This is a genomic window from Streptomyces sp. NPDC056987 (assembly GCF_042673865.1).
Classification (GTDB): Bacteria; Actinomycetota; Actinomycetes; order Streptomycetales; family Streptomycetaceae; genus Streptomyces.
The window spans coordinates 21,611-43,493 of sequence record NZ_JBHURV010000045.1; the positions used below are offsets into that span (position 1 = coordinate 21,611).

At 73.8% G+C, this 21,883-nt stretch carries 21 protein-coding genes; 6 read left to right on the forward strand and 15 right to left on the reverse strand.

Annotated features, from left to right (window positions below):
• Positions 1 to 174 precede the first annotated feature (174 nt).
• The 4 genes from ACFTZC_RS35400 to ACFTZC_RS35415 form a co-directional block, all read right to left on the reverse strand.
• Positions 175 to 687, reverse strand: a complete 513-nt coding sequence (locus ACFTZC_RS35400) for a hypothetical protein (protein ID WP_382897047.1) — start codon at positions 685 to 687, stop codon at positions 175 to 177.
• Between the two features lie 80 nt (positions 688 to 767).
• Positions 768 to 1,178 (reverse strand): ATP-binding protein, encoded by a 411-nt coding sequence (locus tag ACFTZC_RS35405; RefSeq protein WP_382897050.1) that lies wholly within the window; start codon positions 1,176 to 1,178, stop codon positions 768 to 770.
• 103 nt (positions 1,179 to 1,281) lie between these two features.
• Positions 1,282 to 1,623: an STAS domain-containing protein gene (locus ACFTZC_RS35410; protein ID WP_382897053.1), complete on the reverse strand. Its 342-nt coding sequence runs from the start codon at positions 1,621 to 1,623 to the stop codon at positions 1,282 to 1,284.
• 205 nt (positions 1,624 to 1,828) lie between these two features.
• Positions 1,829 to 2,344, reverse strand: coding sequence for a MarR family transcriptional regulator (locus tag ACFTZC_RS35415; protein WP_382897056.1), 516 nt, complete (start codon positions 2,342 to 2,344; stop codon positions 1,829 to 1,831).
• 135 nt (positions 2,345 to 2,479) lie between these two features.
• On the opposite strand from ACFTZC_RS35415, the gene ACFTZC_RS35420 reads away from it, so the two are divergent.
• Entirely contained in the window at positions 2,480 to 3,652 is a 1,173-nt protein-coding gene (locus ACFTZC_RS35420; protein WP_382897058.1) for a PP2C family protein-serine/threonine phosphatase, read from the forward strand.
• 55 nt (positions 3,653 to 3,707) lie between these two features.
• Here the strand turns inward: ACFTZC_RS35420 and ACFTZC_RS35425 are convergent, their stop codons facing one another.
• The 4 genes from ACFTZC_RS35425 to ACFTZC_RS35440 form a co-directional block, all read right to left on the reverse strand.
• Positions 3,708 to 4,175: an ATP-binding protein gene (locus ACFTZC_RS35425; RefSeq protein WP_382897060.1), complete on the reverse strand. Its 468-nt coding sequence runs from the start codon at positions 4,173 to 4,175 to the stop codon at positions 3,708 to 3,710.
• A gap of 103 nt (positions 4,176 to 4,278) precedes the next feature.
• Positions 4,279 to 4,743 (reverse strand): response regulator, encoded by a 465-nt coding sequence (locus tag ACFTZC_RS35430; RefSeq protein ID WP_382897063.1) that lies wholly within the window; start codon positions 4,741 to 4,743, stop codon positions 4,279 to 4,281.
• Positions 4,740 to 6,494, reverse strand: a complete 1,755-nt coding sequence (locus ACFTZC_RS35435; protein WP_382897064.1) for a CHASE3 domain-containing protein — start codon at positions 6,492 to 6,494, stop codon at positions 4,740 to 4,742. The genes ACFTZC_RS35430 and ACFTZC_RS35435 overlap by 4 nt, the downstream gene beginning before the upstream one ends.
• The gene (locus tag ACFTZC_RS35440; RefSeq protein WP_382897144.1) at positions 6,491 to 7,636 is read right to left on the reverse strand and encodes a PP2C family protein-serine/threonine phosphatase; all 1,146 of its coding nucleotides are present in this window, start codon (positions 7,634 to 7,636) and stop codon (positions 6,491 to 6,493) included. The genes ACFTZC_RS35435 and ACFTZC_RS35440 overlap by 4 nt, the downstream gene beginning before the upstream one ends.
• Positions 7,637 to 8,120: 484 nt before the next feature.
• On the opposite strand from ACFTZC_RS35440, the gene ACFTZC_RS35445 reads away from it, so the two are divergent.
• The 5 genes from ACFTZC_RS35445 to ACFTZC_RS35465 all read left to right on the forward strand — a co-directional run bounded on the left by ACFTZC_RS35445 (position 8,121) and on the right by ACFTZC_RS35465 (position 13,225).
• On the forward strand, positions 8,121 to 8,534 hold the full coding sequence (locus ACFTZC_RS35445; protein ID WP_382897067.1) for an ATP-binding protein: 414 nt from the start codon (positions 8,121 to 8,123) through the stop codon (positions 8,532 to 8,534).
• 460 nt (positions 8,535 to 8,994) lie between these two features.
• The gene (locus ACFTZC_RS35450) at positions 8,995 to 10,584 is read left to right on the forward strand and encodes a PP2C family protein-serine/threonine phosphatase (RefSeq protein WP_382897147.1); all 1,590 of its coding nucleotides are present in this window, start codon (positions 8,995 to 8,997) and stop codon (positions 10,582 to 10,584) included.
• Entirely contained in the window at positions 10,581 to 11,735 is a 1,155-nt protein-coding gene (locus ACFTZC_RS35455) for a B12-binding domain-containing protein (RefSeq protein ID WP_382897070.1), read from the forward strand. Before ACFTZC_RS35450 ends, ACFTZC_RS35455 begins: the two co-directional genes overlap by 4 nt.
• Positions 11,732 to 12,124 carry an STAS domain-containing protein gene (locus ACFTZC_RS35460; RefSeq protein WP_382897073.1) on the forward strand — a complete coding sequence of 131 codons (393 nt, stop codon included), beginning with the start codon at positions 11,732 to 11,734 and terminating at the stop codon, positions 12,122 to 12,124. Before ACFTZC_RS35455 ends, ACFTZC_RS35460 begins: the two co-directional genes overlap by 4 nt.
• Before the next feature lie 180 nt (positions 12,125 to 12,304).
• Positions 12,305 to 13,225, forward strand: a complete 921-nt coding sequence (locus ACFTZC_RS35465) for an AEC family transporter (protein ID WP_382897075.1) — start codon at positions 12,305 to 12,307, stop codon at positions 13,223 to 13,225.
• A 52-nt stretch (positions 13,226 to 13,277) separates the two neighbouring features.
• On the opposite strand, the gene ACFTZC_RS35470 is transcribed toward ACFTZC_RS35465, so the two are convergent.
• From ACFTZC_RS35470 to ACFTZC_RS35500, 7 genes are all read right to left on the reverse strand, one after another.
• Positions 13,278 to 15,143 (reverse strand): FAD/NAD(P)-binding protein, encoded by a 1,866-nt coding sequence (locus ACFTZC_RS35470; RefSeq protein ID WP_382897078.1) that lies wholly within the window; start codon positions 15,141 to 15,143, stop codon positions 13,278 to 13,280.
• Positions 15,140 to 16,180, reverse strand: coding sequence for a dipeptidase (locus ACFTZC_RS35475; protein WP_382897081.1), 1,041 nt, complete (start codon positions 16,178 to 16,180; stop codon positions 15,140 to 15,142). Before ACFTZC_RS35475 ends, ACFTZC_RS35470 begins: the two co-directional genes overlap by 4 nt.
• 56 nt (positions 16,181 to 16,236) lie before the next feature.
• The gene (locus tag ACFTZC_RS35480) at positions 16,237 to 17,037 is read right to left on the reverse strand and encodes an ABC transporter permease (protein ID WP_382897084.1); all 801 of its coding nucleotides are present in this window, start codon (positions 17,035 to 17,037) and stop codon (positions 16,237 to 16,239) included.
• Positions 17,034 to 18,062, reverse strand: coding sequence for an ABC transporter permease (locus tag ACFTZC_RS35485; protein ID WP_382897087.1), 1,029 nt, complete (start codon positions 18,060 to 18,062; stop codon positions 17,034 to 17,036). The genes ACFTZC_RS35480 and ACFTZC_RS35485 overlap by 4 nt, the downstream gene beginning before the upstream one ends.
• Positions 18,059 to 19,219 carry an ABC transporter ATP-binding protein gene (locus tag ACFTZC_RS35490; protein WP_382897089.1) on the reverse strand — a complete coding sequence of 387 codons (1,161 nt, stop codon included), beginning with the start codon at positions 19,217 to 19,219 and terminating at the stop codon, positions 18,059 to 18,061. Before ACFTZC_RS35490 ends, ACFTZC_RS35485 begins: the two co-directional genes overlap by 4 nt.
• Positions 19,212 to 20,327: an ABC transporter substrate-binding protein gene (locus ACFTZC_RS35495; RefSeq protein ID WP_382897092.1), complete on the reverse strand. Its 1,116-nt coding sequence runs from the start codon at positions 20,325 to 20,327 to the stop codon at positions 19,212 to 19,214. The genes ACFTZC_RS35490 and ACFTZC_RS35495 overlap by 8 nt, the downstream gene beginning before the upstream one ends.
• A 156-nt stretch (positions 20,328 to 20,483) precedes the next feature.
• Positions 20,484 to 21,674, reverse strand: coding sequence for a peroxidase-related enzyme (locus ACFTZC_RS35500; RefSeq protein WP_382897095.1), 1,191 nt, complete (start codon positions 21,672 to 21,674; stop codon positions 20,484 to 20,486).
• Positions 21,675 to 21,883: the final 209 nt, after the last annotated feature.

Consider the following 21,883-nt stretch of genomic DNA (forward strand, 5'->3'; position numbering starts at 1 on the left):
CCTTGGATTGAAACGTTTCATGTCCCGGCTATGCATCGTAGGGCCGACCTGTCCCCGCTACAAGAGGTGCGGAAGGGTGCGATGGGACGCGACGCGGAGGGCCGCGGCCCGGCGCGGCTCGGCGGGCGGAACTCCCGGCAGACGGTGCCCCGTCGCCGTATCAGGAACGTGGCGTCAGGGAAGTGGTGCCAGGCGTACGCGTACGGTCGAGGCCCCGATGCCGACGAAGGTCACCGAGACGCCTTCCGCGGTGACCGTCGTCCCCGGGCCGACCGTGCCCCGGCATCCGGCGTTGTCCCCGCGCATCCGGACGGATCCCGGCCCGGACGCTCCGCACCGGTGCGATCCCGGCAGCTCCCAGCTCACCGTCGATCCGTCCACGCCGGTGACGACGAAGCGGCCCGCCCCGTCACCGCGGTCGAAGCGGACCGTGTCCCCCGCGGCCAGGTCCACCTCGCAGTCGGCGTCCCCGCAGGCACCGGGGTCCGTGCGGCCGGCCTCGGGCGGCGCGGGGACCGTGACCGTCGCCGTGGCGGGGCCCTGGCCCGGCGTCACGGGGTGCCCCGCCGTACCGCCGGCGCACCCCGCCGGCAGCGCGAGCGCCGTCACGGCGAGGAGCGCGCGGGCCCCGCGCGCCGTGGCGCCCCTGCCGGGGGCGCCCGTACCGGAGCCGTGTGTCTCGCGCATCCCACTCCTTCGTCCTGCGGGAAGGATGCGCGCCACCCGCGGCGCGAAAACCCCTCTGCGCCCCGCGCGCCCCGAACGTACTACCGCGCGAGGACGGCGCGGATCGTCTTGCCGCCGCCCGCGTTCGGCAGGACGGTGACCTTCTCGGCCAGGCGCTGGATCATCGGCCAGCCGAAGCCGCCGGTGCCGCCGGTGAGATCGGGCGTGCGCTCCCGCGGCCGGGCGGGGCTCGGGTCGTCCACCACGACGTGCAGGCTGCGCCGGTCCGCACGCAGATGCAAAGAGGTCACCTCGCCCGCGTGCCGGATCGCGTTCGCCACCAACTCGGAGACGAGCAGGACCAGGTTCTGGGAGGTGCGCGCGGACGGCTCGGGAACGAGAGCGGCGAGAAAGCCGTGGGCCGCCTCCCTCGCCTCGGCCGCCAGTTCCGGGCGCAACGCCCACTCGGCGTCGCCGTGGGACCGCGGGTCGCTCGTGAGAGGTTGCTGCATGGGACTCACCCCGTCGTTCGGATCTCGGTGCGGCGTTCTCCTGCCGTCGTTTACCCGCGCAACCGGGGTCGAAGAGTCTCCGGGTGAATCCGGCGGCTCCGGGTCACTCCGAGGGGGCGGGGCGACCGGGTGCGAGCGCGGCCTCGATGGTGCCGTACACCTGTAGGACCTGCTCCAGGCCGATGACGCCGAACAGGCGCTGGACGAAGGCGGAGGGACGGGCGAGCCGCAGCCTCGGACCGAGGGAACCATGAGCCTGGAGAAGGACGTTCACCGTGGTGGAGTCCGCGAAGGCGACGCGGGACAGGTCCACGACCACGGGGCCCGTGGCCGTCTCGGCGGCCTCGGTGAGCGCGGTGGCGAGCGGGGCGATGTTCTCCACGTCGAGATCACCGCTGAGGGCGAGCACGACCGCGTCGCCGTTCCGTCCCGTGGCCAGGCCCATGGTCTGACCTGCGCGGTGAGGAGGTTGCACAGGAAATCCATTCGTGGGCTGTGGAGGTCGGGGCGGCATCGTGATCCCAAAGATAGTTGCCATTTGACAACATTCGCCAGTGAGCAACAATCTGTTCACGGCTTCCGCACAAGTGCTCTGCGCGGAGAGTGCGGAGAGTAATGTGTCGATGCCAGGGAAGTGGGCCCCAATGAAGCTATGCGCTGTCCGCCACGTGGCGTTGCGCGGAGTCCGCGGGGGCCTCGGCCCCGGCGCTCAGGCCCTGGCTCGCCGCCGCGTGGAAGGCGCGCAGCCCCTCCGCGAGCATCAGTACCTCCGAGGGGTCCATCCGCTCCAGCACCAGCCCGACCTCACGGGTACGGAAGGCGCGGTGCTCGTCCAGCACCTGGTGGCCGCGCCGGCTCAGCCGCAGCTCGACCTCGCGCCGGCTCGTCCGGCTCTGCGAGCGGGTCACGAGCCCCATGGCCTCCATCCGGTCGCAGAGTCTGCTCACGGAGGAGGGACGCGACCCGAGCGCCTCGCCGAGGGTCCGCAGATTGGCGCCCTCGTGCGTTTCGATGACGAGAAGGGCCCGTAGCTGGGAGGGCGGGACCGGACCCGACGGCGCTGCCTCCTGGCCGCGCCCCCACAGCACTTCGAGCAGTTCCGAGGCGGCACAGGCGGCCTCGGCGACCTGCTCCCGCCGACGCGCCTGACCGGTGAAACGGGACATCGATCCACCCTTTCATCCGGCGTGGCCATCTGTCAGCCCGGACCGTCCCTGGACCGCTACGAGCGTCCCGGGACCGGCCCGGTACCGAACGGGCCCCTTGAGGAAAGCTGAACGACAGTGACTCTACTCGCGGATGTGGAAAGAGCGGTCCGTGCGGCGGCCCCGCACGACCTGGTGGGCGCCTTGCGCGGCGCGCTCGCGACGGCGTACGGAGCGGCCTCCGTCACGCTCCATCTCGCGGATTACGGGCTCACGGTGCTGCGACCCGTCAGCGGAGCCGGCGATCCGGCGGGCCCCGCGTTCCCGGCGGCCGAGGATCTGTCGCTGCACAACACGCCGGAGGGCCGGGCGTTCGGCAGCCAGGAGCCGCGCGAGCAGGAGGTCAGGCACCGGGACGCGGTGGACCACCACCTTCCGGTCACGGTGCGCGGCGAACGGCTCGGTATTCTCACCGTCCGGCTGCCGGGCGGCCTCTCCACCCCGGAGACCGTCGACGATCTGACCCAGGTCGCCGATCTGCTGGGCCACGAGATCCTGGTGGCGGAGCGGGACACGGACCTCTACCAGCGGGCGCGCCGGGCGAGCCGGCTGACCCTGGCGGCCGAGATGCAGTGGGAGCTGCTCCCGGCGCGCGCCTGCACCGCCCGGGAGTACGCCATCGGCGCCCAGCTCGAACCCGCGTACGCGATCCACGGCGACAACTTCGACTGGGCGTCGGACGCGAACGAGCTGACCCTCGCGGTGACCAACGGGATGGGCGAGGGCATCCAGGCCTCCCTGCTGACCAATCTCGCCGTCAACGCCCTGCGCAACGCGCGCCGCGCGGGCATCGGCATCGCCGACCAGGCGGCCCTGGCCGACCAGGCGCTGTACGAGCAGCACCGGGGCGCCTCGTACGTCTCGACGCTCCTGCTCCGTTTCGAGCTGGCGACCGGGCGGGTCGAGGCCGTGGACGCCGGGTCGCCCGAGCTGTGGCGGCAGCGGGACAAGACCGTGGAGCGGGTCCACCTCGACGCGCAGCTCCCGCTGGGCATGTTCGAGGAGTCGGACTACGTGGCCCAGTCGTTCCAGGTGCTCCCCGGCGACCGGCTGCTCTTCGTGAGCGACGGAGTGTACGCGGCGGTCTCGCCGCAGGGCGAGGCGTACGGGGAGCGGGCCCTGGCGCGGGCGATCAGCGCGACGAGCCTGCTGCCGGCGGCCATGGTGCCGCGCGCGGTGCTGCGGGAGCTGGCGGAGCACCGGGGCGCCGAGTCGACGGACGACGCGCTGGTGCTCTGCCTGGACTGGTTCGGCCGCCCCGAGGAGTGACGGCGGCCGGAGGAGCGACGGCGGCCGGAGTAGTGACGGCGGCCGGCCGCGGGGGTCAGGCCGGGAGCCCGCGGGCCGTCAGGTCGAACACGGCCTGGACACGCTTGCCGACCGGGACGCGCTCCGCCGTGAGCAGGTCGGCGAGCGCGTGGACGATCTCCAGGCCGTGCCCGCCGAGCCGGGCGGGGTCGCGCGGGTAGCGGCGCGGCAGGGTCGAGCTGCTGTCGTACACGGTCACGAGCACCTGCTCGTCCGTGCCCTCCAGCTCCAGCAGATACGGTCCGTGGCTGTGCCGTTCGGCGTTGGTGACCAGTTCGCTGACGACGAGCAGCAGATCCCCTCGCGCGCGCTCGCCGAGGTCGGCCAGCCACTCGGCCTCCAGTTGCTGGAGGAACCGCTCGGCCAGCAGCCGGGCCTCGGCGATACAGCCGGGCTCGCCGCTGAACTGGCCGGCCCGCCGCAGCGGGTGTACGGAGTCGGGCAGGGCCGTGCGGGCCGTTCCGACGATGGTCTGTTCGTTCATAGCTCCTGCCCGGGCACCGGTGAGGCGATCGGGGGGTCCCCCTTCTCGGATCCCCTTATGCCCCCACACGCCGCCGATATGCCCACCGGTTTCGTGAGGGGTGTCACGCGCGCCCGGGAACACGCCCCGGCAGCCGGACCACGCTGACGAAGAACTCGTCGATCTGCCGGACGGCCGCGATGAATTGATCGAGGTCGACCGGCTTGGTCACATAGGCGTTCGCGTGCAGTTTGTAGCTGCGCAGGATGTCCTCCTCCGCCGACGAGGTGGTGAGGACGACGACGGGGATGAGCGACAGTTCGGGGTCCGTCTTGATCTGCTCCAGGACCTGGCGGCCGTCGTACTTGGGCAGGTTGAGGTCGAGCAGGACGAGATCGGGGCGGGGCGCGTCCGTGTGGGGCCCCCGCCGGTAGAGGAAGTCGAGGGCTTCCTCCCCGTCGCGCACCACGTGCAGGGTGTTGCGGATCTTGTTGTCCTCGAAGGCCTCGCGGGTCATCAGTTCGTCGCCGGCGTCGTCCTCGACGAGCAGGACCTCGATCGGCTCGGCGCGCTGGGGCTGGGAGTTCACAGTCGGGCTCCATGGGGGGTGTGCGGCCGTGCCTCGCCGGCCGCCGCTCCGGGCGGCGCGGGCGCATCGGCGGCGGCACGCGGATCGGCGGCGGTCGGATCGGGGGAGGCCGGATCGGCGGCGGCCGGGAGTCCGGCGGCGGGCGGAGCGGCCTCGTCCTGGATGACGGGCAGCGTGAAGTGGATACGGGTGCCGCCCCCGGGGGCGGACTCCAGCCGGATCCGGCCGCCGTGGAACTCCACGATCTTACGGCAGAGCGCCAGCCCGATCCCGGTGCCCTCGTACTCGTCCCTGGCATGCAGCCGCTGGAAGATGACGAAGACCTTCTCGGCGAACTCGGGCGCGACACCGATGCCGTTGTCGGTGACGGTGAAATGCCACTCGGCGCTTCCGGGGCCCTCGGCGGCGCCCTCCGAGCCCTCCGTGCCCTCGGCGGTCCCGGCGACGCAGCCGACGGTGATCAGGCAGGGCCCGTCGGGGCGGCGGAACTTGACCGCGTTCCCGACGAGGTTCTGCAGCAGCATGGCGAGGGTGGTCGGGTCGCCGGTCACCCGGGGCAGCGGATTCTCCCGTACGACCGTCACCCCGCCCTCCTCGATGGCGAGGGCGAGATTGCCGAGGGCGCGGTCGAGGACCTGATCCAGTTCGACGCCCTGCCACGCGTCGTGGACCCGGCCCACCCGGGAGAAGGTGAGCAGGTCGTTGATGAGGATCTGCATGCGCTTGGCGCCGTCGACGGCGAAGTCGATGTACTGCTTGCCCCGGGCGTCGAGCTGGTCGCCGTACCGTTTCTCCAGCAGCTGGCAGAACGAGGCGACCTTGCGCAGCGGCTCCTGGAGGTCGTGCGAGGCCACGTAGGCGAACTGCTCCAGCTCCGAGTTCGAGCGGCGCAGTTCCTCGGTCTGTTCCGCGAGGAGGTCCTCGCGCAGCCGGGTGGCGGCGATCTCGTCGGCCAGCCTGCGCCGCATGTCCTCCACCGCCGCGCCGACGGCCCGCAGGTCGGAGGGGCCCCGGGCCTCGATGCGCCGGTCGAACGCCCCGTCGCGTACGCCGTCGGTCGCGGCCCGCAGCGCGTTGAGCGGCCGGCCGACCATCCGGTGGAGGACGAGGGCGAGGCCCGTCACCGCCGCCGCGAAGACGCCGAGGATCACGAGGAAGACGGTGTCGCGCAGTTCCCGGGCGTCGTCCAGTCCGGCGCGCGCGTGGTCCCTGGCCTCGTCGAGATGGCTCTGCTGGACGGCGACGAGCCGGCGCAGTTCGTCGAACGCGGCCTTGTTGCCGGCGAGCAGTTCGCCGGAGGCCGTGACGGCGCCCCGGGTCCGTACGGACGCGATGAGCGGTTCGGCCTCGTCGCGCCGCCACTCGTCGGCGGCGCGGGTGATCCGGGTGAGGTCGGCGGCGGCCCGCGGGTCCGAGCCGACGAGGGCGCGCATCCGCGCGGTGAACCGCTCCTCGTCGGCGCGGCCCTGTTCGTACGGTGCGAGGAACGACGCGTCGGCGGTGAGCGCGAAGCCGCGCACCCCGGTCTCCTGGTCGACCAGGGAGCGCTGGAGCTGGAAGGCGGTGGACCGGGCGGGCTGGATCCGGTCGACGAGTTCGTCGGTGCGGTCGGTCGTACGGGAGAGCAGCACGCCGGCGATGAGGGTGCAGCCGCAGACGACCAGGACCAGGCCGGCCAGGATGAGGCGCACCCACCCCTGCACCGAGAGCCGGGACCGCGCGGTACGCCACAGCGCGGAGGGGCGCCTCACGGGGTGCCGCCCCAGCCCAGGTGGAGCACGGCGACGTCGTCCGCGAGTCCGCCGTACGGCGCGGCCCCCTCGGTGGCGCCGTCGACCAGCGCGTCCACGAAGGCGTGCGCGGGCAGTGCGCCGTGGCGCCGCGCCAGCCGCAGCAGCCCGTCCTCGCCGAGCCGGGCCGAGGGCCCCGTACGGCCTTCGAAGAGGCCGTCGGTGAAGAGCACCACATGGCCGCCGGGCGGCAGCGGGAGCGTGGTCCCGGTCCAGCGGCCCGCGCCGGGCAGCAGCCCGAGGGCCATGCCGATCCGCGGTTCCTCCCAGCGCACCTCGGCGCCGTGGCGGACGAGCAGACCGGGGTGGCCGGCGCGCACGACGCCGAACTCGCGGCCGCCGGGCGGGAAGACCAGCGAGGTGACGGTGGCGAAGAGATGCGGGTCGGACCGTTCGGCGACGAGGATCTCCTCCAGGAGCCGTACCCGGTCCAGCGGAGGTGTGCCGCACAGGACGGCGGTGCGCCAGGCGACCCGCAGGCAGACCCCCAGCGCCGCCTCCGCGGCGCCGTGGCCGGAGACGTCGCCTATCACCGCGTGGACGGTGCCGTCCTCGGTCTGGACGACGTCGTAGAAGTCACCGCTGAGCAGTCCGTGGGCGCGGCCCGGTTCGTACCGGGCGGTCGCCTCGAAGTCGTCGCCGCGCAGCAGGGGTACGGGCAGCAGGCCGCGTTCCAGCCGGGCGTTCTCCTGGGCCATCCGTTCGTTGGCGCGCAGCGCGGCGGCGGCCTGTTCGACCTGCTTGCGCTGGAGTGCGTAGCGGACGGCGCGGCTGAGCGCCTCGGGGTCGATGCGGCCCTTGACGAGGTAGTCCTGCGCGCCGGTGGCGACGGCGGAGAGCCCGGCCTCGCCCTCGGCCAGGCCGGTGAGGACGACGATGGCGGCGTCCGGGGCGGTGCGCAGGATACGGGTGACCGCGTCGACGCCGTGCACGTCCGGGAGGTGGAGGTCGAGCAGGACACAGACGGGCGCGGTGCGGTCGGCGAGGAACCGCTGGCCCTCGGCGAGCGTCTGGCACCACGTGAGCGGGGCGTCGAGATCGCTGTCGGCGAGCAACTCCTCGACGAGCAGGGCGTCCCCCGCGTCGTCCTCGACGAGCAGCATGACCGCGTCGACGGCCCACGGGGAGTCGTGTACCGCGGAGGGGGCGGCCTCCCGTACGGGCGTGCCGCCGCGCCGGGCCGGCGGGGACACGGCCCCCGGGGTGCGGCGGCCCCGTACCGGACGCGACGAGAGGCCCACGGGCAACTCGACCACACTCCACCCCCTCACCCGGCGGCGCCGGTCACCCGACGTCGTTCCGGCGGGAAGCATATGCGACATCCGGAGTGTCACTCCGCGCGGTGGGAGAACGCTCCCCCGGGAGAAGTTACGGCAAACCGGCGCAACGGAACGGGGTGTTCCCGCACACCGGTCGCGGAACGGGACGGGTGTTCCCGCACACCGATTCCCGCACACCGGTCCCCGGACGGGGGATAACGTGCGATGCTCTCCGCCGGGCGCGGGGCCGTGCGGAGTGTGTCACGGGGCCGGCGCCGGGCAGGACTCACCGGCAGGGAAGGCAGAGCCGCGTACGGGGGGTGCGGGGATGACAACGGTCGACGACGGGGCGGAGCACGCCGTGCCGGGGGCGCAGCCGTGGCTGGACGCGCGCCCGGCGGGCACGGCGGAGGCCCGCGCGCTGGTGCGCTCCTATCTGGACCGGCACGCGCCGGGCGTGCCCGAGCAGACGGCGATCGACGTGCTCCTGGTCGTGTCGGAGCTGGTGACGAACGCCGTGCGGCACGCGGGCGGAGTGACGGGCTTCCGGGTCTCGGCGGACACGGGGGTGGTCGAGATCACGGTACGGGACGCGAGTCCGCGGCTGCCCGCACTCACGGAGCGGCACGAGGACTGGCTGCCGGGCGGTTACGGCTGGCCGCTGGTGCAGCGGCTCGCCGAGGTGACGGTCACGCTCCTCGGCGACGGCGGCAAGCTGATCCGGGCGCTGGTGCGGCACTGACGGGGCGCCGGCCGGGACCGGCCGGGCCGACGGGCCAAGAGGCTGTCGGCCTGGACCGGCCGGGCCGGGCCGGGCCGCCGGCCGGTCCGGGCCGCCGCTCACCTCGCCCTGGGAATCCCGCCGTTCCGGCGGCCGCGGGGTCGGTCATGGCATGCTGGTCGCCCATGAGTCCCGACCACGCCCAGGCCCCGGACCGGTCTCCCGCCGGGCCGCCCGGGGCCGCGCTCGGCGACGCGCGCCGTCCGGGTCTCGGTACGGCGCCGGGTGACGGGCGTACGCGGGGACGGGTGTCCGGCGCGGCCGGGCGGGGGATTGCGTCCCGCGCCCCGGAAGAGGATTGTTTCCCCATGACAACGATGCAGTCGAAGTAGCGAGAGGGTGAAGGGGATTCGTGCCCGCGGGCACGGCGTCCCACTATGTGAGGCATTCACCGAAGACCTCCTCCCCGGACGCCGGGGCCGTGGGCGACGTGGCACTGGAGTCCTCGCCGCACCCGGTGATCGTGGCCGACCGCACCGGTGTGGTCCAGCTCGCCAACGCGGCGGCCGCCACCCTGCTGCCCGGTCTCACGGCCGGCTGCGACCTCTTCCGGAGAGGGCCGCACTGGCTCGCGCAGGCGCACGCCGGGCGCGAACACACCGCGTACGGGGCCGTGGGTGAACGCTCGTACCGCGCGTCCGGCGCGGAGAGCGGCGCGGCCGGACTGACGACGTGGTGGCTCAGCGACGAGACCGACCACCGGGCCACGCAGCGGGCGCTCGACACCGAGCGGGAGCGCACCGCCTTCCTCGTCGAGGCGTCCAACCAGCTGCTGTCGTCCCTCAACGCCCGTAAGTGCATGGACACCACGGCGCTGCTCGCCGCGGCCCATCTCGCCGACGCGACGGTCGTCGTCGGGCCGCGTACGGGGCGCCGGATGCCGCTCACCCGCGCCGGGCGGGACGGCTCCGTCACCCGTGAGACGCTGACCGCCGACCCGGCGGAGGTGCCCGGTCTGGCCGAGGCGCTCCAGGGCTTTCCGCCGGTGCCCTCGCGCTGGATCGCCCCGGGGACCGCCCCGGAGTGGCTGGCACCCGAGGGGTTCGGCGAGATCGGCTCGGTCGTGGTGACACCGCTGCCGGGCAACGGGGTCCCCGCGGGCGCGCTGATCCTGCTGCGCGGTCCCGGCCGGGGCCCGTTCACGGAGAGCGAGGAGACCTTCGCCCGTATCTTCGCCGCCCGCGCGGGAGCGGCCATCTCGGCCGCCCTGCTCTTCGCCGAACAGTCCTCCGTCGCGGATCTGCTGATGCGCGATCTGCTGCCGCCCCGGCTCCACCACTACGACGGGGTGGAGTTCGCCGGGGGCTACCGCCCCTCCCGCGACGACCAGCGGGTGGGCGGGGACTTCTACGACTTCTATCCGGCCGAGCAGCCGGGCGGGGAGACCCAGGCGGTGCTGGGCGACGTCTGCGGCAAGGGCCTGGAGGCGGCCGTGCTGACGGGCAAGATCCGCAACACGCTGCAGGCACTGCGGCTGGTCGAGCCCGACCACGAGCGGCTGCTGAAGCTCCTCAACGGCGCCCTGCTCACCTCGCACCACACCCGGTTCGCGACGCTGGTGCTCGCCTCGGTGACGCGCCGGGCGCACGGGGTGGAGCTGCGGCTGACCAGCGGCGGCCATCCCGCGCCGCTGATCGTACGGTCCGACGGCACCGTGGAGGTGGCGCGGACCAGCGGCACCCTCATCGGCGCGCTGCCCGACGTGTCCGCGCTGACGTTCCGTACGGTGCTGCGGCCGGGCGAGACATGCCTGCTGTACTCCGACGGGATCACGGAGGCCAGAGGCGGTCCGTTCGGCGACGACATGTTCGGCGAGGACCGGCTCACGTCCGTCCTGGCCGAGTGTGCCGGGATGCCGGCGGAGGCGGTCGTCGAGCGCGTCCAGATGCTCGCGACCGAGTGGGTGGGCCCGGGCGCCCACGACGACATGGCGCTGGTCGCCGTGACCGCGCCGCGCCGCAACCGGCTCAGTGCGGTGGGAGGGCACGGACCGGGCAGGTTCACCGCATGACCCGAGTTCACCGTACGACCGGTACGCAGACGGAAGAACAGGCCGGAGAACAGCCGGAAGAGCTGTGGAACGCCCTGGTGGCGGGCGACGAGCGGCGCGCCGTGGGGGTGGTGACGCGGGCGCTCGACGACGGCGCCGACCCCGAGGCCGTCCTGCTCGACCTGATCGCCGCCGCCCAGCGGCGCGTCGGCGAGGCGTGGGCCGGCGCTCTGCTGACCGTCGCCCAGGAGCACGCCGCGACCGCCATCAGCGACCGGGCCGTGGCCGCGCTCGCCCTGCATCCGGCGGTGCGGCACCCCGGCGGGAACGGCCGGATCACCGTGGCGTGCGTCGACGGCGAGTGGCACGCGCTGCCCGCCCGGCTGCTCGCCGAGGTGCTGCGGCTGCGCGGCTGGCGGGTGGACTTCCTGGGGGCGCAGGTCCCGAGCCCGCATCTGATCTCCCAGCTCCACCGCACCGGTCCTGACGCGGTCGCCCTGTCCGGCTCGCTGGTGACCCGGCTGCCCACCGCGCACACCGCGATCAGCGCCTGCCAGTCCGCCGGGGTCCCGGTGCTGGTGGGCGGCGCGGCCTTCGGCCGGGACGGGCGGTACGCGCGGCTGCTGCGCGCCGACGCCTGGGCGCCGGACGCCAGGGCCGCCGCCGAACTGCTGGCGCGACCGCTGCCGGTACCGGGGACACCGCATCAGCCGGCGGACGCCCTGCCGCACCTGGACGACCAGGAGTACACCCTGGTCGCGGGGGCCAGGTCCCGGCTGGTGCGGGCCACGATCGCCGGGCTCACCGTACGGTTCCTGCCGCTGGGCGAGTACGACGAGCGGCGGCGCCGGCACACCGCCGAGGACATCGCGCACATCGTGGACCATCTCGCCTGCGCGCTCTACGTCGCGGACGACGCCCTGTTCACCTCGTTCCTCGGCTGGACGGCGGGCATCCTCACCGCGCGCGGCGTCCCGTCGCGGGCCCTGTCGCTCTCGCTGCGCGTGCTGCTCGACGAGTTGGGCGACTTCCCCCGGGCGACCGCCCTGCTCCACGCCGGGATCGCGGCCCTGGAGGAGCGGGAGGACCGGGAAGGCCGGGAGGACCCGGCGGATCCGCGCGAGTCCCCGTCCGCCCGGCCGTCGGCCCTGTCCCGAGGACGCACCGTATGACCGCCCCGCCGCCGGAACCGCTGGCCGTCGTCGTCACCACACCGGCCGCCGACACCGTCGAGGTGCGGCTCGACGGCGAGATGGACTACGAGACGTCGTACGAGGTGATCGACACCGTACGGCAGCTGCTCCGCAGCCACCGGGGCGTGGCCCGGCTGGAGCTGCACTGCGGAGGGCTCACGATGTGCGACTCCATGGGCCTCTCGGCGCTCCTGATGATCCGGCGCCTCGCCGAGTCCGACGGCGTGCGCCTCGTCCTGACGGAGCGCCGGGCGGCGCTGGACCGGGTGCTGCATGTCACCGGCACCCTGGACCACCTGAGCGGGACGGAGCGGAACGGCCACGGGCACGGGGAGTGCGCGCCGTCGGGCGACGCCGGCCCCGGCTGACACCGGTCCGGTGTGCCCGTCAGGCGGGCGCCGGGCCGGGGGCGAGCCGGCCCACCCGCCGGGCCGGGGGTGAGCCAGCCCACGTTGACCTGGAGTGATGTTCCTCGGGAGGGTTGACTGCATGACCCACCTATGTGCTCCACCGCCGCCGTCCGCGCTGATCTGTGACGGGGACATGCCGTGCAAGGAGTACTGACCGGCTTCGCCGTCATCGCGGTCGTCATCGGGGTCGGCTATGTGATCGGGCGGCGCAGATACCTCGGCGACAACGGACGGGAGGTGCTCACCAAGCTGGCCTTCCACGTGGCCACCCCGGCCCTGCTGTTCACCACCCTCGCGCAGGCCGACCTCTCGGTGGTTCTCTCCAGCCGGCTGCTGATCACGGCGATCAGTACGGCCGTCGCGGCCGGCCTCTTCGTGGCCGTCGCCCTGATCCGCCGCTGGGACATCGGGCGCACCACGATCGGCGCGCTGTGCTCCAGCTATGTCAACGCCGGAAATCTCGGCATCCCGATCGCCGTGTACGTCCTCGGGGACGCCTCGCTCGTGGCGCCCGTCCTGCTCTTCCAGCAGCTCGTGATGACCCCGATCGCCCTGACCGTGCTGGACCTGACGCGGCCGGGCGAGAAGCTGCCGCTCTGGCAGCGGGTGACGACACCGCTGCGCAACCCGATCGGCGCGAGTTCGCTGTGCGGGGTCGCGGTCGCGGCGATCGGGTGGACGGTGCCGGGGCCGGTGCTCGACCCGCTGGTCCTGATCGGCAACATGTCGGTCCCGGCCGTCCTGCTGGCCTTCGGGATCTCGCTGCGCGGCAGCGCGCTGCCGGGGCGCGGCGCCGACCGTCTCCCCGTGCTGCTCTCCGTCGCCCTGAAGTCGGTCGGCCAGCCCGCCGCCGCGTGGGCGCTGGGCGCCCTGGTGTTCGGGCTGCACGGCGCGGCGCTGCTCGATGTCGTGGTGACCTCGGCGCTGCCCGCGGCACAGAATCTGTACACCTACGCCTCGCGCTACCGGGTGGCCGAACGGCTGGCCCGGGAGTCGATCCTGCTCTCCACCGTGATGTCGGTGCCGGTGCTGGTGGCGATCGCGGCGCTCCTCGGCTGAGGAGCGCCGCTCCGCCACGGTGCGGGGGGGCCGCCGGTCCTGCGAGCTGGCGCTACCGCCGGCCGGCCGCCGCGCCGAGGGCGGCGCGGGCGATCGTGTCGGCCTGCCGGAACATCGCGGCGTTGCCGCGGGCCCGCGCGCCGATCGCCGTGTTCCACTCGACGCCCTCGACCGGGATGCCGAACGCGAAGAGGTGCGGGTGCGGCCGTCCCCCGGCGTCGCGTACCCGCAGCTCCGCGGGGACGATGTCGAGCGCGCCCGTCGCCGTCGTGTCGTCCCCCGTGCCCGCAAGGTGCGGGCGGGCCAGCCCCGAGGTGACGAGCCCGGCCAGCAGCGGATCGGCGGTACGGGCCAGGTCCTGGCCGGGCAGCCAGGCGTCCAGCAGGGCGCGGGCGGTGGCGGGCGGTCCGCCGGTGGTCGGGGAGAGCGCGGTGAAGCGGCCCGCCTCCCCGTCGACGGTGACGGTGGGGCGCGCGCCGAGGAACCCGACGACGCCCGCCTCGCTCAGCGCGATCAGCTCGGCGATCCTGCGGGCGGGCGGGCCGCTGGCGACATGGGCGCCGTACGACCGGAACCAGGACAGTTCGCGCTGCGAGGCGCCGGAGAGCACCCCCGCGGCGACGACCCGCCGTACCTGCCCCTTCACCGCGGCGACCGCCGCCGCCGCGGCCTTGACCGGGCTGCGTCCGGGGGCGCGGGCCGCCGCCAGGTCCGTACGCATCCACTCCCGTACCCAGGCGCCGAACGCCGCGCGATCGGGGAAGGTCCGGCCCGCCAGCGGCGTGTCGAGGTCGAGCGCGTCGAAGCGGTCGGCGGCGTCCCTCAGCTCCTCGCCGAGCAACCGGGCCTGGGCGTCGGAGCCGTGGCCGGCCGCCGCGTACCGCTCCAGGAACGTGCCGGCCGGCAGCCGGGCGGCCGAGGGCCGGAGGTCGAGGAGGGTCCCGTAGTAGGCCGCGCCCGCCTCCCGCGCGATCAGCGGCCACACCTCGTCCCGGAAGCTCACCGTGCCGGGCGCGCGGGCGGTCAGCCGTCCGACCGCCGCCTCGTCGAAGACGCGCGGGGTGTGTCCGGGCGGCATCCGCCCCGGGGTCTCCGCCCGCGCGAGGTACGGCACGCCCCGGCCGGAGCCCGCGAGCAGGCGCGGTTCACGGCCCGACGGGAGGTAGCGCAGCGCCCCGCCGGGGCCGGCCGGTTCGAAGCGGCCGCCGCGCCCGGCGGTGAGCAGGGTCAGCTGGTCGAAGAAGTTGAGCGCCAGGCCGCGTACGAGGACCGGCTCGTCCGGCTCCAGCAGGTCGAGCGGTGCCTCGTGCGGATGGCCGGGCGGCAGGTACCGCAGCCCGTACCGCCCGGCGGTCGCGGTCAGCGCCCGTGCCTCGTCCGAGGGGCGCTGGTCGGTGTGGCCGGTGGCGAGGACGGCGGCGTCCACGAGCAGGCTCGTCCCGTCGCCGAGCCGGAGCAGCAGCCGCCCCTCGGCGGCCTCGTCCAGTGCGACGGCGCGCGTCGTGTGCGGGACGATCCGGACGGAGTCCGCGGCGCCCCGCACGATCCGCCCGTGGGCCCAGGAGAGATAGCGGCCCATCAGCGCGCGGGACGGGAACTCCCAGGGCTCGACCCCCGGTTCGTGCTCGCTCGCCCACTCCGCCAGGGAGGGCCCGGTGGTCGCGGGCCCCGCCATCCGCACGGTGTCGTCGGGGAACGCGGTGGCGTGCCCGGAGAGCGTGTTCATGAGCAGGTGCCCGGGCTGCCCCGGGTGCCAGATCCGCCCGGCACCCGGCGGGTGCTCCTCCACGACGTGCACCTCGGCCGCGAGCCCCGCCCAGGGGCCGCCAGGACCGAGGTTGGCGGTGAGGCGCTCCAGTACCGCGGTGCCGCGCGGTCCGGCCCCGACGACGGCGACGCGGAGCGGCGGGACGCTCACGCCGCGGTGTCCCAGATACCGGTCAGCACGCGGTGCATGTTACCGCCGAGGATCTTGGTGATGTCCTCGGCGGTGTAACCGCGGCCGGCCAGCAGCCCGGTGATGACGGGCAGGTCGGCGGGGGTGCCCATGCCCTCGGGGTGGATCCGGTCGAGATCGAGGTCCTCGCCGACGATGGGGATCTCCGGGTAGAGCCTGCGCACCCGCGCCATGCCCTCGCGGGAGTACTTGCGCTCGTCGCCGACGTCCGTGCCGACGATGACGTGGTCGATGCCGATCAGCTCGACCAGGTAGTCGATGTTGTCGGCGAAGACCTCGGCGCCGGGCCGCCGGGTCAGCCCGTCGGGGGTGAGGAACCCGGACTTCGCGGCGAGGCCGAACACCCCGCCGCGCGCGGCGAGTTCACGGGCGACGACATCGCTCTTGTTACGGGGGCTGTCGACGAAGTGGGTCAGGCCCGCGTGGGTGACGAGGACGGGCTTCTCGGAAACCTCGATGGTCTCCAGGGTGGAGCGCTCGCCGGTGTGCGACAGGTCGAGGGCGACGCCCAGCCGGTTGCACTCCCGCACGAGGGCGCGGCCGAAGCGGCTCAGCCCGCCGTTGGCGGTCTCCCCGCTGCCGTCGCCCGCGTAGTTGCGGTTCTGGTACGTCAGCCCCATGAAGCGCAGGCCCAGCTGGTGGAGGGCCTCCAGCCGCCACAGGTCCTCCCCCACCGGCTTGCTGTCCTCGAACCCGGCGAACCAGGCCACGCTGCCCTCGGCCTTGGCGCGGGCGACGTCGTCGAGACCGTACGCCTGGAAGACCCGGCCGCCGGTCTCGGCGAGCCGGTGCCGCCAGCCGACGATGGCGGCCGCGGCGGCGTCGTACCCCTGGGAGATGGAGACCGCGTGGTTGATCGCCGTGACCCCGGAGACGGCGAGCTTGCCGAGGTAGGTCTCGTCGGCCCACGGCAGCGGCGTGCAGTCGAGCGCGTTGAAGACGACGCTGTCGCGGTGGAGCGCGGCGGGGTCGAGGGGGTGCGCCTGGGTGTCGGGCACGGTGTTCTCCTTGCGGCGGGGGCGTTCGGTCGGTACGGGGTGGGGGCGGGGTCCGCTCAGCCGGATCGCAGGGTGCGGCGCAGCCCGAGTCCGCGCTCCACCAGGACGACCACGACGACGGAGAGCAGGACGAGCAGGACGGAGAGGGAGGCGACGGACGGGTCGCTGCGGTACTCGACGTACTGGAGCACGGCCACCGGCAGCGGCACGGTGTTCTGCCCGGAGACGAACAGGGAGATGACGGTCTCGTCGAAGGAGAGCAGGAACGCGATGATCCCGCCGGAGAAGAGACCGGACCTGATGGTCGGCAGGGTGATCCGCCAGAAGGTGACGAGCCCGTTCGCGCCGAGGGTCCGCGCCGCCTCCTCCGCGCTCGGATCGGCGGAGACCAGGGCGGCGGCGACCGTCCGTACGACGTAGGGGATGGTCACCCCGAGGTGGGCCAGGATCAGCCCCCAGTACGTGTCGGTGAGCGGGATCGGCGCCAGGATCAGCAGCAGCGCGAGCCCCAGCACGATGTGCGGCACGAGCAGTGGCGAGAGGAAGACCGCCTCGATCGCGGCGCGTCCCCGGAAGCGCAGCCGGGTCAGCGCGAGCGCGGCCGGTACGCCGGTGACGACGGCGAGCAGCGCGGTCACCGCGGCGGTGATCCCGCTGACCTTGAACCCCTCGCGGAACGCGTCGTTGGCGAAGACCTGCCGGTAGGCGTCGAGGCTGAAGCCCTCGGGCGGGAAGCGGAGATAGGTGGAGGTGTCGAAGGACTCCACGAGCACGATGAGGATGGGCGCGAGGAGGAAGAGGTAGAGGACGGTCAGAAGGACGGCCCACAGGGCACGGGTCGGCCGGCGCGCGTTCATGAGCGGGCCTCCCTGGGGCCGGTGAAGCGGGCTTCGAGGGCCCGCTGGGCCCACAGGTAGACCGCGATGACCACGCCGAACACGGCGAGCAGCAGCATCGACAGCACGGCCGCGACCGGCCAGTCGAGGCTGGTGATGGCCTCGTCGTAGATCTCGGTGGCCAGGACGAAGACCCGGCCGCCGCCGATGAGCCGGGGCGTGACGTAGCCGCTGAGGCTGAGGACGAAGACCAGCAGCGCGGCGGTGAGCACCCCGGGCAGGGTGAGCGGCAGCACGACGCGGCGGAAGACCGTACGGCGCGGGGCGCCCAGGGAGGCGGCGGCGTGCTCCAGCGCCGGGTCGAGCCGGCCGAACCCGCTGATCATCGCCAGGATGGCGAACGGCATGTAGATCTCCGTCGAGGCGATGACCACGCCGGTGAGGTTGTTGGCGAGATGGAGCGGGCTGTCGATCAGTCCGATGCCGGTGAGCGTCTTGTTGACGACGCCCTGGCTGCCGAGGATCGCCATCCAGCCGAAGGTGCGCGCCACGGAGGAGATCAGCAGCGGCGCGATGGCGAGCGCGACGAGCAGGCTGCGCCAGCGGCTGGTGGTACGGGCGAGGAAGAGCGCCACCGGGTAGGAGACGAGGAGGGTGAACACGGTGACGAGTACGCCGAGTTCGACGGTCTGCCCGATGACGTTCCAGTAGTGCGGGCTGGAGAGGACGTCACCGAAGGTGGCGAGGGAGAACGTCTGCCGGATGAGGCCGCCGTCCATCGACTCGTTGAACGACATGCGCACCACCCAGACCAGGGGCAGCGCGTACGTCAGCAGCAGCGCGAGCAGACCGGGCAGCAGCAGCGCGAGGGCGAGCCGGGCGGTGCCGCCGCGGCGGGGGGACGCCTGCGCGGGTGCCGGTGCCTTTTCGGGTGCGGACGGCTTCCCGGGTACGGACGTCGTGGCGGGTACGGACGGCTTCTCCGGTACGGACGACTTCTCGGGTACGGACGACTTCTCGGGTACGGCGCCGGGGTCCGTCGTCATGACGGGCCCTCCGGGCGGTCAGGGTCGTCGGTGGCGCCGGTGCCGTCGGCCCGGCCGTCGTCGGCCACCAGCCGGGGCGCCGCCGGGTCCCAGGACAGCTCCACCGCGGCGCCGGGGCCGAACGGTTCCTGTGTCCCGGTGGGCCGTTCGACGTCCAGGACGGGCCCGTCCGCGCCTACACGTACCCGGTACGCGACGGTCTCGCCCGCGTACCCGGCGGAGAGCACCGTGCCGCGCGCGCCGCCGCCGCTGCCCGGCTCGGCCGGGGCGAGGGCGATCCGGTGCGGGCGCAGCATCACGGTGGCCGTACGGCCGGGTGCCACGGCGTCGCCCGCCGCGGCGACCGTGCCGAGGCCGGGCATTTCGACCGGTGTACGGTCCCCGTCGCGGTCCCGGGCCGTACCGTCGAGCAGGTTGGCGCGGCCGACGAAGCGGGCGACGAAGGCGCGTTCGGGCCGCTCGTAGATGTCCTCCGGGGTGCCGACCTGCTCGATCCGGCCCTGGTTCATGACGGCCACGCGGTCGGCCATGGACAGGGCCTCCTGCTGGTCGTGCGTGACGAAGACGGTGGTGACCCCGGTCTCGCGCTGGATCCGGCAGATCTCGTCGCGCATGGCGGAGCGCAGCTGCGCGTCCAGGTTGGACAGGGGCTCGTCGAGCAGCAGCACGGCCGGCTCGACGACCAGCGCGCGGGCCAGGGCGACGCGCTGCTGCTGGCCGCCGGAGAGCTGGGCGATCCGGCGGCCGGCGAGATGGCCGAGGCGGACGAGCGTGAGCGCGTCGTCGACCCGGCGCTTCAGTTCGGCCTTGGGGATCTTGCGCATCTCCAGGCCGAAGGCGACGTTGCGAGCGACGTCCAGGTGCGGGAAGAGCGCGTACGACTGGAAGACCACCCCCATGTCGCGCCGGTGCACGGGGGCGTCGGTGATGTCGCGGCCGTCGACCCGTACCCGCCCGGAGGTGGGCGGGACCAGCCCCGCGATCATGCGCAGCGTGGTGGACTTGCCGCAGCCGGAGGGACCGAGGACGGCGAGCATCCTCCCGCGTTCCACGGCGAGGTCGACGGAGCGCACGGCGGCGCCGTCCTTGCCGGGGTAGATCTTGGCGAGCCCGTCGAGCACGAGGTGCCCGTCGGCCGCCGCCGGCGCGTCAGCCACCGATGACCTCCTGCTTGATGCGGTCGACCCAGCCGGTGTAGCGCGTGGTGAGCCAGCGCCAGTCGACGGGGATCTGGTTCTTCTGCTGCTCGGCGGAGGCGGTGGTGCGCTCCTTGGTCGCCGCGGCCAGCTCGACGTCCTTGTTGACGGGCGCGTAGAACGCCTCGTCGTCGAACGCCTTCTGGGCCTCGGCACCGATGGCGTAGTTGATGAACTTCTGCGCGGCGGCGCTGTGCCGCGACTTGTTCACCAGGTTGATGGTGTTGATCTGGGTGACCGTGCCCTCCTTGGGGAGGACGGGCTGGACGGCGCCCTTGGACGCGTCCTTGTAGTACTGGCCGCGGGCGTTCCAGCCGACGGCTATGTCCGCGTCACCGGACTGGATCGCGGTGTAGACGTCCGGCGAGGGCTGCCAGGTCTGGACGGCCGGCGACAGCTCCTTCAGCTTGCCGATCGCCGGGTCGATGTCCTTCTGGTAGTCGCCGCCGAGGATCTTCTCCAGGGCGATGATCAGGGCGACCCCGCGGGTGTCGGCGATGGGCATCGCCAGCTTGCCCTTGTACTGGGCGTCCCAGAGGTCGTTCCAGCTCGTCGGCGCCTTCTTGACGTTCTTGGAGTTGTAGAGGATCGAGAGGCTGTCGAAGGTGACGCCGGGGCCGTAGCCGTCCGGGCTCTTCGCGGTGTCGACGAGCCGCGCGACGTTGGGGACCTTCGACTCGTCGAGCGGGGCGAAGAGCTTCTCCTTGTTGGCCGTCGGCGCCACGGAGCTGTCCATGAGGGCGACGTCGGCGACGGGGCGGGCGCTGCTCGCGCGCAGCTTGGCCAGCACCTCGGCGGAGTTCTGGATGGGGACGTACTTGACCGTGATGCCGGGGTTGGCCTTCTCGAAGGGCTTGATCACGGTCTTGGTGAAGGAGTCCTGGAAGGTGCCGTAGAAGCCCATGAAGGTGATGGTCTGCTTGCCCCCGGAGTCCCCGCCGTCGGCCGCGGAGCCGGACGGGGAGGCCGCGTTGGAGGTGCAGGCCGTCGCCAGCAGGGCGGTGGTGGTCAGCGCGACGGCGGCGGTGAGGGTGGTGCGGAGGGTACGGCTCGAACGGCGGGAAGGCATGGCGGTCTCCGGTCGGACGGATCGGGAGATACGGGGGCTACGGGGCTGCGTGGCTATGGGCTACGGGGTGGGCGGCCACCCGGAGCGCGGTGGACACCGGGGAGGGGCGGCGGGCGCCTCGGCGGGGCGACGCCGGGCCGGGGACCACGGGGGCGGCTACGCGCCGCCCGTCCGTGGTGCGGGGACCGACGTCCCACTACAGGACTCCCGTGCGTCGGTGCGCGGGATTCCGGCGTCCTGGAGCGGGGTACCGGGGTGGCGGGCGTCGCCGAGGACGAGCATCAGCCGGTTGGCCCAGCCGAAGAGGGCGGTCGCGTGGACCAGGTCCGTCAGTTCGGCGTCGTCGAGCCCGGCGGCGCGCAGCGCGGCGAGGTGCCGGGCGTCGGCCCGTGGGGGCGTACGGGTCAGGGCCTCGGCGAAGCAGGCGACGGCGGCGGCGCGCGCGTCGGCGATCGCACCTTCCGGCGCGGCGGCGTCCGGCTCCGGGGCGGTGAAGGCTGCGGCGCCGTCGCGCAGGACGCGCAGGGCCCGTGCCTCGTCGCGGGAGAGCTGGGCGTACTTCCGGCCGTGCACGGAGGCGCAGTAGACGCAGCCGTTGACCCGGGAGACCACCAGCGTCGCCAGTTCGCGCTCGGCGCGGGGCAGGCCGCCGCGGCCGTACATGACCGCGTTGTAGACATGCGTGCGGTGGTCGAGCGCGGCCGGGTCGTGGAGCAGGGTGCGGTAGTACGGCGAGGCCGTGGAGAGCGTGGTGTGCGCGTCGATGACGGCGCGCTGCTCCGGCGTGAGCGCGTCCGCCTCGACGGCGGTGATCCGCGGCTGCCAGGTGAGCTGGTCGAGCGTGAAGGGCGCGGCCGGGGCGGCGGGGGCGGCCGTCACGGCCGGAGTGGCCGCGGGCTCCGCCGGGCCGCCGGCCAGGAGCGCGAGTCCCGCGGCGACGCGTGCCTCGTACGAGACGAAGGCGCAGATCTGGGCGAGGGCGACCACGGCCGGCGCGTCGAGTCCCCGCGCGGCGAGGCCGGCCAGGAGATCCGCCCCGGCCAGGTCGGGCGCGAGGGTGACACGGTCGGTGAAGGCGAGGACGGCGGCGGTCAGCGCGGGGTCCTGCTCCTCCCCGGCGGCGTCCGCGGGGACCGGGGCCTGCGCCAGGTCGCGGTAGGCAGCGGCGAGCCCGGACTGTCCGGCGAGCTCGGCGGCGCGGGCGGCGGCGGTGATCCGCAGTCCGGTGGTGAGGGTCCCGGGGGCGGAGGGCAGGAGCAGAACGCGGCGGGCGGCGGCCGTGTGCTCGCCGATTCCGGCGCGGGGCGCGGTACCGGCTCCGGTGGGCCGCCCGGTCTCCTGGCTCATGGTCCGTCCTCCTCACCTGTGGTCCGTAGCTCCGCCGCGGGGCGCCCCGCATCCGGTGGGCCGCGCGTGTGTCCATCGTGCTGTCCGGCTGGTAAGACGCCCTCGTGCGGACAGAACTCGTACGGACAGGAAAGGAAAGTTAGCCCCGGCCAGGGGCACCGCGCAAAGGTCCGCCCGGCCGCGAAGAGCGCTGTTCAGCCCCCTCGGGC

Bases quoted from the DNA above. Each gene is read 5' to 3' on its own strand.
- ACFTZC_RS35455 (WP_382897070.1), top strand. From the start codon at position 10,581: ATGACCCGAGTTCACCGTACGACCGGTACGCAGACGGAAGAACAGGCC.
- ACFTZC_RS35440 (WP_382897144.1), bottom strand. From the start codon at position 7,636: ATGCTGCTCGTCGAGGACGACGCGGGGGACGCCCTGCTCGTCGAGGAG.
- ACFTZC_RS35410 (WP_382897053.1), bottom strand. From the start codon at position 1,623: ATGGGCCTGGCCACGGGACGGAACGGCGACGCGGTCGTGCTCGCCCTC.
- ACFTZC_RS35485 (WP_382897087.1), bottom strand. From the start codon at position 18,062: ATGACGACGGACCCCGGCGCCGTACCCGAGAAGTCGTCCGTACCCGAG.
- ACFTZC_RS35460 (WP_382897073.1), top strand. From the start codon at position 11,732: ATGACCGCCCCGCCGCCGGAACCGCTGGCCGTCGTCGTCACCACACCG.
- ACFTZC_RS35425 (WP_382897060.1), bottom strand. From the start codon at position 4,175: ATGAACGAACAGACCATCGTCGGAACGGCCCGCACGGCCCTGCCCGAC.
- ACFTZC_RS35415 (WP_382897056.1), bottom strand. From the start codon at position 2,344: ATGTCCCGTTTCACCGGTCAGGCGCGTCGGCGGGAGCAGGTCGCCGAG.
- ACFTZC_RS35445 (WP_382897067.1), top strand. From the start codon at position 8,121: ATGACAACGGTCGACGACGGGGCGGAGCACGCCGTGCCGGGGGCGCAG.
- ACFTZC_RS35500 (WP_382897095.1), bottom strand. From the start codon at position 21,674: ATGAGCCAGGAGACCGGGCGGCCCACCGGAGCCGGTACCGCGCCCCGC.
- ACFTZC_RS35405 (WP_382897050.1), bottom strand. From the start codon at position 1,178: ATGCAGCAACCTCTCACGAGCGACCCGCGGTCCCACGGCGACGCCGAG.
- ACFTZC_RS35400 (WP_382897047.1), bottom strand. From the start codon at position 687: ATGCGCGAGACACACGGCTCCGGTACGGGCGCCCCCGGCAGGGGCGCC.
- ACFTZC_RS35495 (WP_382897092.1), bottom strand. From the start codon at position 20,327: ATGCCTTCCCGCCGTTCGAGCCGTACCCTCCGCACCACCCTCACCGCC.
- ACFTZC_RS35480 (WP_382897084.1), bottom strand. From the start codon at position 17,037: ATGAACGCGCGCCGGCCGACCCGTGCCCTGTGGGCCGTCCTTCTGACC.